Source organism: Flectobacillus rivi (assembly GCF_030056655.1).
Taxonomy (GTDB): Bacteria; Bacteroidota; Bacteroidia; order Cytophagales; family Spirosomataceae; genus Flectobacillus; species Flectobacillus rivi.
In genome coordinates, this window is sequence record NZ_JASHIE010000012.1 from 135949 (window position 1) to 153089 (window position 17141).

Here is a 17141-nt window from a genome sequence, read left to right on the forward strand (position 1 = left end):
TCAATAAAAAAAGGCTGATAATTGCTCAATTATTTAAGAGAAAATTAAGAAATTTGTATTAGTTTTAGTTTTTTGTAATACATAAGACTATTTTCTTCATACAACCCGATTAACACAGTAATTCTTACTTTATTCAAAATCCATTTTGCTCATGACCGAATTTCAGATAAGAACCATTATTGATTCCTTAGAAGTAAAGCTAAGGAAATTGGTCATGGCCTATACTGAACTGAAGGATCAGTTGAAAGAGTCGCAAAAGGAAAAAGAATTACTTAAAAAGAAGATAATCGAGATTGAAAAAGAGAATTTAGATTTACAGAAAAAATTAAACGAACAGTCTAAAAACTTTAAAAAGTCAGATAAATTTACTAAGATTGTAGCGAACAATCTCAAAAACGCAGGTGACCCTGCCGAATTGAAGGAAAAAATCGACGAATATATTTTGGAAATAGATAAGTGTATTAGTCAACTAAGCGTTTAAAAATCTCTAGGTAACTGGATATAGCATATATAAATTTATAGCTCAGACAAAGCCGAGACGGTATGAGTCATTAAAAATCCTAAACCAATGGCAGATAAAATCCCTTGCAATATCAATGTAGGTCTTAAGGAGTTCAACCTGATGGTAGGACGAGAGGAGGAAGAGTACGTTCGCAAGGCAGCAAAGTTGATTAATGAAAGAATGGATTTTGTGAGAGAAAAAGTTGGTCTCTCTGAATCATACGAACTACTCGCTTTTGTAGCATTAGATTACGCCATCGACAATCTAAAGTTTGACAACAAGCACTCTGATCTCCAAAAAACTGTAATGACCAAAATATCAGAAATGGATACTCTTGTTGATTCCATTTTAAAGTAAAGTCTTAAAGTATATTCGTGTGCACTAAATGTTTTGCTTCTCCATACTGAATATTTTAGAAAGTATTTTTAAGCCAAAACATCAAGATAGATTATTTAATTAGAATATTTTGATACAATGCCTTGCTATATAGCTTGGGTTTCAAGATATATTGTATTTTAATATCTGTATTTTTATAGGTATTGACTAATCTTCAGCTTTGATATTCCCCATCTTCGGTAATTGCCTGTTTTAGTATTTTTTTTCACAATCGTTATTTAACTATTGATTTATGCTCGCTACCGAGCTTGATTCACTAATAAAGCGATTCTAAAACGGTATTCTAAAATGTTAACTCCAATTATTGCTGCTGTAGTTTCTCTTGTGGCAGGTATATTTCTTGGCAAAGTGATTTTTGCAAAAAATACACAAAAAATCGAAGATGAGGCTATCGCCAAAGCTTCAGACATTGTAAAAAATGCTGAGTCCCAAGCTGAGAATATCAAAAAAGACCGTATCCTCGAAGCAAAAGAAAAGTTCCTCAAATTGAGAGCAGAGTTTGAAGAAGACTCCAATAAAAAGAAGCAAATTCTTATCCAAAACGAACAAAAACTTAAAGAGAAAGAGCGCAGCATTCAACAATCAATGGAGCAAGCGAAGCGCCTTGAATCTGAGTTGAGTAGCCAACGTCAATCGTTGAACGCGAAGGATGAAAACTTAAAACGTAAGTTAGAGGAAGCAGACCGTAAACGTGACGAAGCTGAAAAAATGTTAGCTTCACAAGTAGCTCAATTAGAAAAAATTGCAGGTCTTTCTGCCGATGAAGCTCGTCAACAGTTAATTGACGCATTGCGTGGTGAAGCTGAAACTAAGGCATCTTCTATTATCAAAAATACCATCGAAGAAGCGAAGTTGACAGCTACGAAAGAAGCGAAAAAAGTTGTTATTGAAACGATTCAACGTACAGCTGCCGAAAATGCTATCGAAAACTGTGTGTCTGTATTCAACATCGAATCTGATGATGTAAAAGGTAAAATCATTGGTCGTGAAGGTCGTAACATTCGTGCATTAGAATCAGCTACTGGTGTTGAATTTATCGTTGACGATACTCCAGAGGCGATTATCATTTCAGGTTTTGATCCTGTTCGTCGTGAAATTGCTCGTTTGTCATTACACCGTTTGGTACAAGATGGTCGTATTCACCCAGCTCGTATTGAAGAAGTTGTAGCTAAAACGAAGAAAAATATTGAAGAAGAAATCATCGAAATCGGTGAGCGTACTGTAATCGATTTGGGTATCCACGGTTTGCATCCAGAACTAATCAAGATGGTTGGTCGTATGCGTTTCCGTTCTTCTTATGGTCAGAACTTATTGCAACACTCTCGTGAAGTAGCCAAACTTTGTGCTACTATGGCGGCAGAATTAGGCTTGAATGCGAAGTTGGCTAAACGTGCAGGTTTGTTACACGATATTGGTAAAGTATGGCCAGAAGAAGCTGAATTACCGCACGCTATTTTGGGTATGCAGCTAGCAGAAAAATACAAAGAGAATGTAGAAGTTTGTAACGCTATTGGTGCTCACCACGATGAAATTGAAATGACATCTATGATTTCTCCAATCGTTCAAGTATGTGATGCAATCTCTGGTTCTCGCCCAGGTGCTCGTCGTGAAATGATGGAATCTTATATGCGTCGTTTGAAAGAACTTGAAGAATTGGCGACAAGCTTCAATGGTGTTCAAAAATGTTATGCTATCCAAGCTGGTCGTGAACTACGTGTATTAGTGGATTCTGAAAATGTATCTGACGAAAAAGCAAGCATGTTGTCGTACGATATTTCTCAAAAAATCGAAAAAGAAATGCAGTATCCTGGTCAAATCAAGGTAACTGTAATTCGTGAAATGCGTGCTGTAAATTACGCGAAATAATTTCACACAATAAATTCACAAAAGCCTCATTAAACTAATATGTTTGATGAGGTTTTTTTATGTCAAACTCTTTCACCCCAAATCCATATAATTGTTATTTCCTATGAAAACACACTTTCAATCATTATTTAAAAACCTAACCATTTTCATTGCTAGTTCGTGGTTGTTCTATTCATGTGTGAGCGTTTACACACCAAACAATACGAATACCAATACCAACAAGACTACTAATGTAGTTAAGGTAGTCAGTAATTTTCCAGAGAACTTTGACCAAGTAAGTAAAAACAAATACGAAACAGCAACCATTACCACTAATTCTGGAGATTGGTATTTTGAAAATGCAATGATGGGAAGTACTGACAATGACGTCAAAAATGGAGCAAAAGCGATTCGCATCAAAGAGGATGGCTTGGTTCGTTTTGATACAGACTTGACATCAGGTATTTACCAAATCAAATTGAAGGCAGGGCTATATCAGTCAGATAAAACTGCTGCTTTTGAAGTTCGTATTTCAACCAATAGGGGGAATACTTGGAACAAAATCGGTAACACGATCACATTGACTGATAAGTTTTTAAAAGACTTTACTTTTACGGTAAATACTACTGTTCCAACCCGATTTGAAATAGTAAAAGTGGATGGCACCAACGGACGATTGAACATCGACGACGTCAGTATTTCGGCTTACTCAGGGAGTGTTTCGCCAACACCCAACCCATCTCCTACCCCAACACCTACTCCCAATCCAAGTCCAAAACCTAATCCAAAGCCAGCACCAAATAACGTAGCGACTAAGGACAACAATTTGTTGCTAGGCAATCCAAGCAATGCTATTAGCAATACTAACTATTCGAATAATTTTTTGATGTTGAAAAATGCTTACGCCTTATCTTATAACAAATCGAAAGCGACCGCCAATTGGGTTAGTTGGCACGTGAGCGCAGCGTGGAAAGGTGACGCACAAAGACAGAATGATTTTAGACCCGACAGCTCCCTTCCGCAAGGTTGGTCGGCAGTCAATACTAGAGACTATACAGATTCGGGTTTTGATAGAGGACATATTTGTCCGTCAGACGACAGAGATGGAAGTGTCGAAGAAAATCAGGAAACATTTTTAATGACCAATATGATGCCTCAAGCACCTGATAATAATCGTGGTGTTTGGAAAAACTTAGAAGAATATGGACGCAAACTCGTAGAGCAAGGTTATGAATTATATGTCATCGCTGGTCCTTATGGACAAGGGGGCTCTGGTTCAAATGGTGAAGCTCAAACTATTGGAAACAAAAATACCATTGTAGTGCCCAAATCTGTTTGGAAAATCATTGTCGTATTGCCTGTTGGACAGAACGACTTATATAGAATTGGCACAGATACTCGTGTGATTGCAGTAAATATTCCAAACACCAACCAAGCTGGAGCTACCAATTGGCGTGACTATCGTGTATCAATAGATGCCTTGGAGAAACTCACAGGCTTTGATTTCCTTTCAGACGTACCAAAAGATATTCAGAATATAATTGAAGCGAGAGTGGATAATAACTAAGATGGCTTTAGGCTTTTAGTATAACCTACTAGGGTGCGACTAAAGTCGCACCCTAGTAGGAAAATTTTAGAAATACTACACTACAGCAAATGAGTAATTATGTGAAAATTTGTATTCTAGCAGTAGAGACGCAATGATTACGTCTTAAGATGTATCATAGGTTAAAGGTAATCACCTACTCCCTATTAGGAGTGTACCTAGGATTATAAAAACCACTTATTTCGGATATCGGATGTTGGATTTCGGAAGTGTAAACTTCTATATTTTGTAAAAAATAAAGGTATTTTTCTTTATTTCCGAAATCAGAAATCCAAAATCCGCAATAGTTAGAATTCCTTCGTACAGTTCTGACTCACTATCCTCTATTACTCAATAACCACGCTCTTCTCCCCTTCTCTTCCAAAAAACACAGGGAAATACATGAGTTCTATTTTGGCAGGGTTAAGACTAAATTTACCTGCAAAAGTGCTAGTTAGTTCTATTTCATAGCGATACTTTCCTGCACGGATTTTGGTAAAATAATAGTTCTGCTTATTCTTATATTGCTCGGTATAATAGCTGTTGTTAAACCAATAATTTTGCACTTCTTTGGTATACATACAACCTGCAGGAATAGGCACTTCGAGCATTACGTAGTCAGCATCTTTCTTTACTTCTACCTCCACTATCAACTTGGTTTTTTGAGCCGTTTTCAGTTTAGTTTTATTACCTTCAAAATAGGTATTTACCACAAAATCTGATTCAACCTTTTTAGGATGAGTATTTTGTTTTTGCTCAAATACACTCACAAATACTGGTGCTGACGACAAACTCTTCACTTTGACTTTATCTTTCACCACAATCTCTTTTTGGTATGGAAATGTAGTTTCTACCGTCGTTTTTCCATCTATTTCTATTTGTAAACTTGGTTTTGAAACCGTACCATCCACTTTTACGTCTTTCCCCAAAACATCAAGTACCAAAGCACTCTCATACGTATTGCGCCAGTAGCCTGTGTTATTTCGTACCTCATAAAAATACTGGCGAATCTTATTGAGCTTGCTTTCGTATCCGCCTACTTGTTTGAGTATTTGATATACTTTTAAGGTATTCAAAAATTCATTTTCGTAAACAAATACTTCTCTCATACCGTAATAAATACCGCCTAAAATAGTCGTTTTTTCTTCTTTGAAAATATCCGCCAAGTCTACTTTTTGACCTTGTGAAAGTAATAACAGTTTGTAGTTAATTTTATCGGTCAGTATTTTCACAGAGTCGTATTTAGGTAAAAAGGCATTTACTTTCAGCAAGGTGTCAAGTTTTCGAAGTAAAAGGAGATTCTTTAATTTTTCAGAAATAGACTTGTTATCTACTTGATATAATTCTTTTTGTGCATATAACTTAAAGTCAAATTTGACCTCAAAGCCTTGTTTTTGCGCCTGATAAAGTGTTTCTACTACGTGGTCAGAAATCCATGAAGACGTTGGTGCAATACCCCACCATCCCCATTTTTGTTCAGTATTGACATTGCTTAATAGCTGAGAAGCAATCTTCCTTACATCTTTTTCATAAGTAAAAGCCTTTCCTTTTTGTAAATCTATGCGTTGTTGAAGCAAATAAGCTTTGAGCTTCGAAGCCAGTTGTTCATTGCAATAGTATTGATAGTTATGCAAATGCTTGATTTCTTGCTCATACACTTCCAGCGAAGTTGCCAAAGCCGAAATCTTGAGGCTAGCTTGTTGGGCATTATAAGTCAAACTTGAATCCTTTTCCAATACCTTGAAAGTTCCTGTGGTTTCAATCGTTCCTTGTGGATATACGGGAACTTTACGTTCCTCCGCATCTTGGATATTGGTTTGGGTTTTGATACCAAAGTATAATGCAAGGGTATCTTTGGTAGATGCCTTTACAAATACTGAGTCCATTTTTGAGCCTAATACGCTTATTTCGTTCGACTTGAGAGATACTTCTTTTTGCTTAAACTGCGTTTTAACCTTCAAAGAATCTGTTCGGTAGTTTTTTACTTTTCCATAAATCTGCACGGAATCACCCTCTACCAAAAATCTAGGTACAGTAAGATTGGCTGAAACCGCCCTAAAGCTTTTAATGACAGTCTGCATCATACCTGTTTGTCGATTGGTACTTGTGGCAGCTATGTGTGTATTCCAAGTGGTAAGGTCATCAGGAAACTTAGCTTTAAAGTGAGCCTTTCCTTGTTGGTCAGTAGTTAGTTTAGGTTGCCAAAAGGCATCATCTTTAAAGTTTTTACGGATGGCTGGTGTTGCTTCTACTGCACCTTTTTTCTGTAATACATATACGCCTCCTTGGGCTCGTGAGCCATATAAAGCGGTAGCCGTTTGTCCTTTTAATACTTCTGATACTTCATATTCTCGATCATCATATTCATTAACGAGTTTGCCGTTGAGTACATACACAGGCGGAGAAGCTTGCGTATCGTCATCAGCTTTAATTTCAGGGGGTAAAAATTTAAGACTTGAAGTACCTCGGATAGCTACTCCCGCCGCCCTACCCACGAGTGCTTGTTTTAACTGAGCGCCATACCCCACTACAACAACCTCATCTAAGTGTGTTTCACTCTCGAGAAGAGTAATATTATTCAAAATAGCATTTTTGACAATATATTCGGTAGAACTATAACCAATGGCAGTCACCACTAAAACCGAGTTAGGAGGACATATCAATCGATACTGTCCATGCTGGTCTGTCATTACACCTTTTGAAGTACCTTTTATATTAATCGAAACTCCTGGGATAGGTTGGTTTTCTGAATCTGTTATGGTTCCAAAAATTGAATTTTCTTCTATGCCAAATCTGTAATTAATGGGTGTCTCTAATTGATATATCTGTTTTAGTTGGTTAAGCTTATTGGTTTCAAATCCGTATAAACTTTGTAATACCAGACCATTCATTTTCTCCGATTTCTCGTTAGATTTTTGAATATTGTTATCTGAGATAAGTATAGCGTTCAGACCTCCTAAATGCAGTTTTCGTACCGGTATTTCAGAAAAATCATTATTATTCCAAAGTAAGTAAAGTGTATATTCACACTGCTCTAGCTCATGCATCACCGATGTGCTTGCAGGATAAATACGAATAAAATTAGGTTCGTTATCTTTGAAAAGAATAATATGTTTGAGATATCGATTTTCTCTAAACGCTTTGTATAAGAGGTTTAGCTTCGTATGATTTTCAGTCGTTGTGGAGGGAACTTTGTATTGAGCTACAGGTTTAGCCTCTTTTTCCTTCTCTATTTTGTCTTTCAATAAAATTTCTTCTTCGGTCCATGCCACTTCGTCAAAATCTATATGAGTAGGTACGTCTTGAGCTTGATTAATATTTTCAGAAGAGTTAAAATTATAGCTTGTATAACTTTCATTTGGTTTCATTTTGATAATAGGAGCTAATACTTCGTAGCGATATCCTTTTTCAAATTTGAACTCTAGTGAAGAAATGTTAGGTGCTAAAAAGTCAACTTGGGTTTCAAATACGGGACCTATGATTTGTTCCTCAGGTTGTCTCTTATCAATATAAAATACTCTTTCTTTTTGTTTGACATAGCTATTTTTAGGCAATAAAACCGTTTTTCTGATTGGCATCAACAAATCATTCAGCATAGCTAGCTCAGGTGGCGTGGCCATCGAACTCAAAGGCGTAACTTCTATATTTGGATGACCTTTAGTAGGGTCTATTCCTAAAATCGTTTTATGATTGGGTTTAAAGACCACATTGTTTAGCTCAACAATTTTGGTTGAGGTACGAATCAAAAGGTTGTGAGGCTGGTTGTCTGTCTGAAAGCTATATCTCTGTGACTGGGCAGCTAAACCTAAATACACGGGAACGTGGTCAACTACCAAATACTTGATGTCTTGGTATTCCCCATTTTCTATGATATATGGTGCAAACTCCGTTCGGTTTTCGACAGGAATAGTAGCTGTAAACAAGCCATTTTGGGGAAATAAGAATTGGTAAAACAAGCTATCTCTCACAGCAAAGCGCTCCAGCCAATCTGGCTTTTTGATAATAGTGTTACGATACTGATCTCGAGTATCCTTGGTAAAAAAATTATTAAAGACTTTCCGAGCTTTATATATTTTACTGTAATTCTTCAAGTAGGTATCTGATGACTCCTTAAACTTATTGGTAAAAGCAAAGGCGGTAAGGTCAACATTAGGTTGTGGCTTGTCAAAAGCATCTTTAACCGAAACAGTCATATCCACCTCCTGCCCAGGCGAAATCACAGAGGGGGCGTCTAAGTCAAGTTGGAGTAATTTGTCTGAGAACCTGAAAACATCACTGACTGTTTTGACTTTGTCATCTTCGAGATAATGATAAGCAATAGAGTAATCCCTTTTTCTTTTAGCATGAAAAGAAATACTTTTAGACGTTGTATCAAAGCTTTCTTCCAGCTTTCGATTTTTGTAGTACAAAGCGTACCAAAATGGCGTATGCTCAGGGTTTTGAATAGTTACTTGTAGAGAGTCTACATTTCTAGAGGCAGTAACACTAAAAGGTATTGCTGCTTGCTTTTGCTGTTTACTGAGAAGCTCTTCAGGAGTTCTTTTACGAGAATAATAGTTTAAATAGGCAGTTTTGGAAAAAACTTTATTATCTGTGGTTGTAAAATCGACTGTGATTTGAAAACTTCCAGAAAAGTTTTTCTTCAAAGAATCAGGAAAAGTGATAGTTTCTTTGCCCGAAGCAGGCATATTTCCCGATTTTGTCCAATACAACGTAGGGACAAATACCTGTTGGGTATCTATTTTATAGATATGTTGTGTCTGAACTTTTAAGCTGTAGCGGGCGTCACTTATGGCGATACCATTTTCATCAAAAGCCGAAAGAGCCAATTGAATCGTATCGGTTTGATAATACGCATTTTCATCAATCTTTATCTCAAATAACTCAGCATTAAGAGCATAATCTGCATATTTAAAGGATGTTGACACTAAATCATCTTCATCATCCATAAATCGTAAATATTGACTTTGGTCTAGTTTGAGTTTGAGACTATCTGCCAATACAAAGTATCCTTCAAACAAACCTTTGCTATAGGGTTTGAGCTTAGTAATAACCTTTTTTGAATACCCTCCGATTTTTACGTCCAAAAAGGGCTTTTCAAGATAGCGTCCTTTTTTATCCATCAACACTACCTTAAAGCGAACAGTATCTTTGGGTAGATATTTGGGTTTGTTCAAAAACACTACAGAGTTTTGTTGCCATTCACTGTATTTTTGTTCTAGTTTTTGCTCTTTCTTCTCTTCAAAATAGTTACTAAACCCCTCACGAAACATTGCTTGGATATTTCGAACAAAAGTGGGAGGATTATGATATTTTATCCAATTGACAAGCGGAACGGTAAGATATTTCAGAGGAAAAGAATAGACTATACGGTTTTTGAGTTTTTTGGCATAAGAAGGATAGTTTGTTGTTATGATTTCATAATAACTTTCACCTTCATAATCTATTTGTAATAATCCTTTATTATGGCGTTTGGAGAGCTGATAAAGCCCTTTTTCAGTTGAAAATTTCACTTTTTCACCTTCCAAAAATACCTGCGCGTTATTAACAAAACGATTATTATCCCCAATCAATACCACATTAAAATCAGTTTGATTGTTGAGTAATTGTAGCTTAAAAGGGCGATTTTCTAGGAGTTCCAACCTCAATCGGTCGTGGTCGAGCGAGGCAATGAGGTAGTTCCCTGATTTCTTAAAAGATTCATCCAGAGCAATGGTATCTACACAATTGTTGAAATATGAAGAATCTACAATACTCAAACTATTGAGTGCAATATTCTTGGTTTGCAAGCTATTGAGGGCATAAACCAGCCGATAATGACTCTCCTTCGAAGTCTTGTGAAGTAATTGAGCCAGTCCAATCTGAGAAAATGATAGAATTAGACATAGAACCATCAGGTGTTTTTTCATAGAGATTTTGGTATATTGTATGTGTTTTTCAAAGAAAATGAAAACGAACAAATAGGTTTAAAATCGTTTTTTTTGATAAATTATTTGAAATTAAAGGCTTGCTTTTAGAATGCAAAAAATAAAGATATTTTAGCAATATAAGTTATTTAGCAAGTGTATGCTATCAAAAATAGAAATAGATTTTTCAATAAACATTCATCAACTATGATTGAAATAAATGTGCCACAGAGTGCAGAACAGTGGGAGAAATATTATGATTTACGTTTTAAAATCTTACGTGAACCATGGGGGCAGCCCAAAGGCAGTGAGGTACTCAAGGACGAAGACGAGGCAACGCATGCTATGGCTGTAGATACCGAAAGTGGACAAATTTTGGGCGTGGCTCGTCTACAAAAAAATAGCCCGACCGAAGGACAAGTTCGTTGTGTGGCGGTATCCAACGAAGCCCAAGGAAAAGGTGTGGGCAAGCTTTTAATGGCCTATCTCGAAGATGCAGCTCGTCAACAAGGCATGACGCAGATTGTGCTAGATGCCCGTCAAAATGCCGTTGCTTTCTATAAAGCCATTGGTTATACCATTATTGCAGATTCGTATTTGCTTTTTGGAGAAATCCCTCATTTTAAGATGACGAAGGATATTTAGTATTTTTCATCCATCTGTAGAGGTATCTATTCTGTAATTTTTCAAACTAAACTAAAAACTAGTTAACTGAAAATCAAAACAATAGCGATTACATTTTTAGACTATTTCCAAGAAATAATCTTGATAAAGAATAGCTTTTTACCAAAGATATATCGTAACTTTGTAAAAATTAGTACTTCATAGCTCGGCCAAGGTCGAGCTATCGACTTTTACAACCATGACATTCGAAGATTTAAATATCAATACGTTCTTATTAAATGCCCTCAATGATCTAGGGCTCACAGAACCAACTCCCATTCAAGAGCAGGTTTTCTCGGTAGTAATGTCGGGAAGAGATGTTTGTGGCATTGCCCAAACTGGTACGGGAAAAACCTACGCTTATTTGTTGCCCGCTCTACGACTTTATCAATTCTCCAAAGAAAAACACCCTCAGATTATCATTTTGGTGCCTACTCGTGAGTTGGTTGTACAAGTAATGGAGTCTGTAAAAGCACTTACCACTTATATGACGGTGCGTACTGTAGGGATTTTTGGTGGGGTAAACACCAAACCACAAACGGCAGAGTTACTCCAAGGAGTAGATATCTTGGTAGCAACACCAGGACGTTTGGTGGACTTTTTGATGAATGGAACCATTAATCCTAAAAACGTAAAACGTTTGATTATTGATGAGTTCGACGAAATGCTTAATTTGGGTTTCCGCGCTCAATTGACAGTAATTTTTGATAAATTACCTTCAAAACGTCAAAACTTACTTTTCTCTGCTACGCTTACCAAAGATGTTGAAACTTTAGTCGAAACCTTCTTTAACTCCCCTGTTCGTATTGAGACAGAGGCAGTTGGTACTCCACACCAAAACATTACCCAATCTTATTACTTTGTTCAAAATTTTTACACAAAAGTGAATTTGTTGAATCTTTTGTTAAAAAATGACGAAAGTATGACGAAGGTATTGGTATTTGTGGCGACCAAAAAATTAGCAGATACTTTGTATGAGCAATTGCAAAAAACACTTCAACATAAGGTCGATGTTATTCACTCAAATAAGAATCAAAACCACCGTTTCAATAGCGTTGGCTTATTTGAGTTAGGCTATTGCCAAGTATTGATTGCGACTGATATTATTGCTAGAGGTTTGGATATTGATGAAGTTACGCACGTAATCAACTTTGATATGCCAGATATGCCTGAAAACTATATTCACCGCATCGGACGTACAGGTCGTTATGACAAAAAAGGGACTGCCGTCTCTTTTGTTACTAAAAATGAAGTTGAATATTTGAAGCAAGTAGAAACGCTCATGAACATTGAGTTGCCTATTTTAGATTCACCAGAGGGGTTAATGATTTCAGAAAAATTGCTAGAAGAGGAAATTCCGAAGGCAAAAATGAAGTTTATTACCAAGCTTCCTGACATTTCTGACAATAGCGCATATCATGACAAAACGGATAAAAATAAAAAGGTAAACGTAAGAAGAGATCATAAGGCTGAAATGAAGCGTAAATATGGTAAGTCTTACGAAAACCGTTCTCGCAAATCGTAAGAAAGAGAGCGTTTTATTCTACAAGTTTTTAATCAAAAAGGGTTCGGAAAATATTTTCCGAACCCTTTTTTTAAATGCTATCATGCTAGATTTTACTCAGTTTAAGACGCAATCATTGCGTCTCTACTGATGGAATACATATTTTTACATAATCACTAACTCGCTCAATCACTAAATCGCTAAATTAGGGATGACTCATGTTTGATTAATAGCCAATAAACTTCTATCGTTTGAAGTAGGTAATTCTATTTTTGAATTTTTATATCAAAAACTACCTTTCCTTGAGCGTAAGCCGCTGTGCCTTTTGTAATAGATTTTACACGAATCAAACCTTTCTTCACCTTGGTTCCTGAGCCTTTTGAGTAAGCATATATTTTACCTTCTTTTACCAAAACTGATTGTTTGGTTGAAGAAATACTTAAAGCTTGTAAGGTAGTGTTATTAGCTGCATCGAAGTCGATACCTACTGGAGCTTCTTGGAAATAAGTAGCATTGCCACCCGCTGTCGAAGAGCCTCCACAATCAGTATTTGATGCAGGTACAGTTGTCGAATATCCTTGTAAAACTCTTTCTGGGTTTGATAAAAATTGTGGTTCGTCAGCCGTACGAGTCGAAGCATAAGTGATATCCACAAATTTGATATTTGAATCGATGTCACACACTTTGTACACAACGCCTGTTGAAGAAGCAAAACGTGAGCCTAAATCATTGCTTTGTGCACCAAGCTCGATATTATTCCAAGAAGCAATTTGTTCTTCTGCTCCAATAGAAATTTTAAGGGTTTTACGAGAAATTGCACCACTATTATCTTGTACATCAAAATGAATATAGTTTACGCCAGTACTCGCCGAAACGGTATATTCAAACGTTTGAGTTTGTTCGTCTACATTTTTCAATTTCACCTCAAACAAAGGTTGGTCGGTAGTACCACGATAATTTGCTTTGTCTGCGACATATACACGAGCCACACGAGGCTTGCCACCATCTGGTGATTTTTTGATTAAAAGCGTTACGGTTACGTTGTCGCCCGAACCTGCCAATACTTCTGGATTAGCATTGAGCGTTGGATCGGTAAAGCTTACATCCAATTTGCCTGTAGCCGCAGGTAGTTCATTGTTTGGGCCAGGAGCCACCACATCAGGAATGGTATTACATGAATAAAGAACAGCAAAAGAGGCTAAGAATAGAATTAAGAAAGCAATTTTTTTCATGATGTTTGAATTGTGTTTTGAATGAGATTGCTGAATAATCACAGCAGTATGGTAAACGGAAAATGTTCAATGTAGACAACCATATAACTGCTAGGTCACGAACAAATGCATAGATAGTTGATTAAACGGTAAAAAAAATAGGACTTTCCTTAAAAAGTCCTATTCATTACTAAGTTTATTTCAATCTTGATTTTGAGTAAATAGGGGCTTTACAATAGAGCAAGGCTATTTCTCAACTTCTTTTACCCTTTATCAATATTAAGAAATTACAACTTCTTCAATACCCAAAGCTTTGCCTGCTGTTGGGGTTACTTGAAATTCAACTGGAGCTTTACTCTCATCTTTGAATGCTTTGCGAGGCTTGATACTCAAGATTTGGAATAACTCTTTATCTGAATTCACATTAGGGTTTGGCGTTGTCAACAACACGTCTCCAGAGAAAACGGAGTTAGCACCTGCCATAAAGCAAAATGCTTGACCTTCATAAGAAAGCTCCAAACGACCAGCCGACAAGCGAACCATTGATTTTGGCATGATAATACGAGCCGTTGCGATTGTACGAACCATATCCCAAACCGAAGCAGGGTCTTGTCCTTCAAGTGGTGTACCAGCAACTGGTACAAGGTTGTTGATAGGTACTGAATCTGGATGTTTTGGTAAGTTAGCCAAGGTCTGAAGCATACCTACACGGTCTTTTGACGATTCTCCTAAGCCAATGATACCACCCGAGCAAACAGAAAGATTTGCTTTACGCACGTTTTCTAGCGTATTCAAACGATCGTCGTAAGTTCTAGTAGAAATAATATCATCATAATGTTCTTCTGAAGTATCTACGTTATGGTTGTATGCATACAAACCTGCATCTTTCAGCTTTTGAGCTTGCTCTTCTGACAACATACCCAAGGTACAGCATACTTCCATACCCAAAGCATTTACGCCTTTCACCATTTCTAACACTTTGTCGAAATCGCGGTTGTCACGAACCTCACGCCAAGCCGCACCCATACAGAAGCGAGAGCTACCTGCATCTTGTGCACGTTCAGCAGCAGCCATAACCTCCTCAACTTCCATCAATTTCTGAACTTTTACGTTCGTGTGGTAGCGAGCCGCTTGCGAGCAGTAAGAACAATCTTCTGGACAACCACCAGTTTTGATTGACAACAATGTACTTACTTGTACTTCTTGTGGGTCATGGTGTTGACGGTGTACAGTAGCTGCACGATATACTAAGTCTAAAAAAGGAAGGTTATAGATTTCTTCAATCTCTTCTCTTGTCCAGTTATTTCTAATCATATCCATATTGTTTGCAAATTGATACGCTGCGACACATCGCAATCGTGTTACACAATACCAAAATTAAAAAGGACTTCCCGTTCCACCAAACGAGAAGCCCTTTTGTGTAGCATATTTAGCAAAATAACTATTTGAATTCAATCGCAAAAGGCATTAAAGCCAAATAGCCTTCTTGTGTCTTAACTTTCTGAACCTGTTTTACATAAGATGCCATTTCACCAAACTGTGCTTTCAAGAATTTAGCTTCCATTTCATCTTCTTTCTTATCCATAAGTTCTTCGAAGAATGATTTTGGTGTTGGATAATATCTTACTTTATAGTCATCAGTTTTCACCTTAGCCATTTTTGCAGCTATTTCAACTGCCTTGTTCAAGTCTCCTAGAACATCGACCAAACCATTTGCTTTAGCCTGCTCACCTGTCCAAACACGACCTCCTGCCAAAGATTTCAATTTGTCGATATTCATGTGACGACCTTGAGCCGCTTTTGAAGTAAAGGTTTCATAACCTGCATTTACACGAGCTTGGAACCAGTTTTTCTCAAAATCAGTCAATTCCCTTGTTACTGTTGGAAAATCTGAATGAGCATTGGTATTGACACGGTCGTGAGTAATACCTAATTTATTTTTGAAGAAATTTTCAAAATTGAAGAACTGTGCAAAAATACCAATTGAACCCGTAATAGTCGTTGGCAATGCTACAATGGTATCTGCTCCCATAGCCATGTAATATCCACCAGATGCAGCATAATCACCCATAGATGCCACTACAGGTTTTACTTTTTTGGCTAACTGCACTTCATGCCACATCACATCCGAAGCCAATGAAGAACCACCTGGGCTATCGATACGCAATACAATCGCTTTTACTTTTTTGTCGTCACGCGCTTTGCGAAGTTCAGCCACAAAGTCATCTGAACCGATATTTCCTGAACTTGCTTTAGCTCCTTCGATAGTGCCTTCTGATACTATTATGGCAATACGGTTGTCAGAATCATTGAAAGGAATGGCAGATTCAGCTTTCATGAATTTACCTAAACCAACATAAGTCAATTTGTCATCGGCATCGATATTCAATTTCTTTTTCAAGGCTGTTTCATATTCATCCAAATAGCCAACGTTTGTCACTAGCTTAGACTGTAATGCACCTTTAGGTTCGTAAGCCGTTAGTTCATCCGCTACTTTTTTCAATGCCTCCGCACTAATTCCTCTTGAAGTAGCAATTTGAGACATGATTTGGTTATTGATAGAGCCTAGCAATTCGTTGTATTGAGCACGGTTTTCCTCGCTCATATTTTCACGAATAAAAGGCTCAACCGCTGATTTGAATTGTCCTACACGAAATACCACTGGCTTTATATCCAGTTTATCGAGCGTCCCTTTAAAGAACGAAATCTCTGCACTAATACCATTAAAATCTAGCCCCCCTGCTGGGTTCAAAAAGATTTTGTCTGCCACCGAAGTAAGGTAATAGCCTTTTTCTGTAAAAGACTCTCCGTAAGCATAGATAAACTTCCCTGATTTTTTGAATGCCAACAAGGCATCTCTAATTTCTTGTAATTGAGCATATCCAGCCATAGGATAATGCGCTTGAAGAGAAATCCCTTTGATATGTGTATCGACTGCCGCACGTTTGAGCGCTTCACGAATTTGTACCAAACCGATTTCGTCGCTGTTATCGGCAAAAGGACCACCAAGGTTTTTCAAAGGATTCTCGTCTTCTGCCACATTTTCAACAATGGGATGATTAAGATCTAATTTTAAGACAGTGTTCTCTTTCAAGGCTGTTTTGTCCTCGCTACCGCCAATGGCTGCTGCGATGCCTATCAAAATAAAAAAGCCAAAAAGGAAGAAGAGAAAAAGACCAACAATGGTCGCAAATACATTTTTGAGGAATCCTAGCATACTTTTAAAAGATGTTAAAGAAATACCTTACAAGTAGTTCTTTGAGAATGTGTTATTACGTTTTGGTTTTGTGTATTAGTAGTCAACTTCAGAGCAAGGCAATTGAAATATCCCTGAAAGTTTTAATGTTACTCAAACTACAAAGTTAAATTTTATACGCATTGTACAAGTATTTTGTTTGAAGTATTGAGTAAATGACAATTTGTAGTTTCAATCACCCAAAAATAAAATAGAGCTAAGGTATCTCTAGCAATTTGTGTTGTGTGGAAAAAGACAGGGATAAAAGGTGTAGGTAAAACATAAAAATAAAAG

Annotated in this window: 10 protein-coding genes; 6 read left to right on the forward strand and 4 right to left on the reverse strand. The window is 37.0% G+C overall.

Translation table 11 applies throughout. The annotated features are described in order from the left end of the window. Nucleotides 1–151 precede the first annotated feature (151 nt). The 4 genes from QM481_RS17520 to QM481_RS17535 all read left to right on the forward strand — a co-directional run bounded on the left by QM481_RS17520 (nucleotide 152) and on the right by QM481_RS17535 (nucleotide 4310). Entirely contained in the window at nucleotides 152–481 is a 330-nt protein-coding gene (locus QM481_RS17520) for a hypothetical protein (protein WP_166550660.1), read from the forward strand. Nucleotides 482–568: 87 nt separating this feature from the next. Next, a complete protein-coding gene (locus tag QM481_RS17525; protein WP_166550659.1) occupies nucleotides 569–859 on the forward strand; it encodes a cell division protein ZapA in 291 nt (96 codons plus the stop codon). 327 nt (nucleotides 860–1186) lie between these two features. Further along, nucleotides 1187–2764 (forward strand): ribonuclease Y, encoded by a 1578-nt coding sequence (gene rny / locus QM481_RS17530; RefSeq protein ID WP_283382671.1) that lies wholly within the window; start codon nucleotides 1187–1189, stop codon nucleotides 2762–2764. 103 nt (nucleotides 2765–2867) lie between these two features. Beyond that, nucleotides 2868–4310 carry a DNA/RNA non-specific endonuclease gene (locus tag QM481_RS17535; protein ID WP_283382672.1) on the forward strand — a complete coding sequence of 481 codons (1443 nt, stop codon included), beginning with the start codon at nucleotides 2868–2870 and terminating at the stop codon, nucleotides 4308–4310. A gap of 365 nt (nucleotides 4311–4675) precedes the next feature. Here QM481_RS17535 and QM481_RS17540 read toward each other — a convergent pair whose 3' ends face one another. After that, entirely contained in the window at nucleotides 4676–10237 is a 5562-nt protein-coding gene (locus QM481_RS17540; protein WP_283382673.1) for an alpha-2-macroglobulin family protein, read from the reverse strand. A 204-nt stretch (nucleotides 10238–10441) separates the two neighbouring features. Here QM481_RS17540 and QM481_RS17545 point away from each other — a divergent pair, with 204 nt between their 5' ends. Both QM481_RS17545 and QM481_RS17550 read left to right on the forward strand, forming a co-directional pair. Continuing rightward, entirely contained in the window at nucleotides 10442–10879 is a 438-nt protein-coding gene (locus QM481_RS17545; protein WP_283382674.1) for a GNAT family N-acetyltransferase, read from the forward strand. Nucleotides 10880–11096: 217 nt separating this feature from the next. Continuing rightward, the gene (locus tag QM481_RS17550) at nucleotides 11097–12422 is read left to right on the forward strand and encodes a DEAD/DEAH box helicase (RefSeq protein WP_283382675.1); all 1326 of its coding nucleotides are present in this window, start codon (nucleotides 11097–11099) and stop codon (nucleotides 12420–12422) included. A 245-nt stretch (nucleotides 12423–12667) separates the two neighbouring features. Here QM481_RS17550 and QM481_RS17555 read toward each other — a convergent pair whose 3' ends face one another. The 3 genes from QM481_RS17555 to sppA form a co-directional block, all read right to left on the reverse strand. Next, nucleotides 12668–13633, reverse strand: coding sequence for a hypothetical protein (locus tag QM481_RS17555; RefSeq protein WP_283382676.1), 966 nt, complete (start codon nucleotides 13631–13633; stop codon nucleotides 12668–12670). A gap of 258 nt (nucleotides 13634–13891) precedes the next feature. Beyond that, entirely contained in the window at nucleotides 13892–14932 is a 1041-nt protein-coding gene (bioB, locus tag QM481_RS17560) for a biotin synthase BioB (protein ID WP_166550653.1), read from the reverse strand. A 121-nt stretch (nucleotides 14933–15053) separates the two neighbouring features. Next, nucleotides 15054–16829, reverse strand: coding sequence for a signal peptide peptidase SppA (sppA, locus tag QM481_RS17565; protein ID WP_283382677.1), 1776 nt, complete (start codon nucleotides 16827–16829; stop codon nucleotides 15054–15056). Nucleotides 16830–17141: the final 312 nt, after the last annotated feature.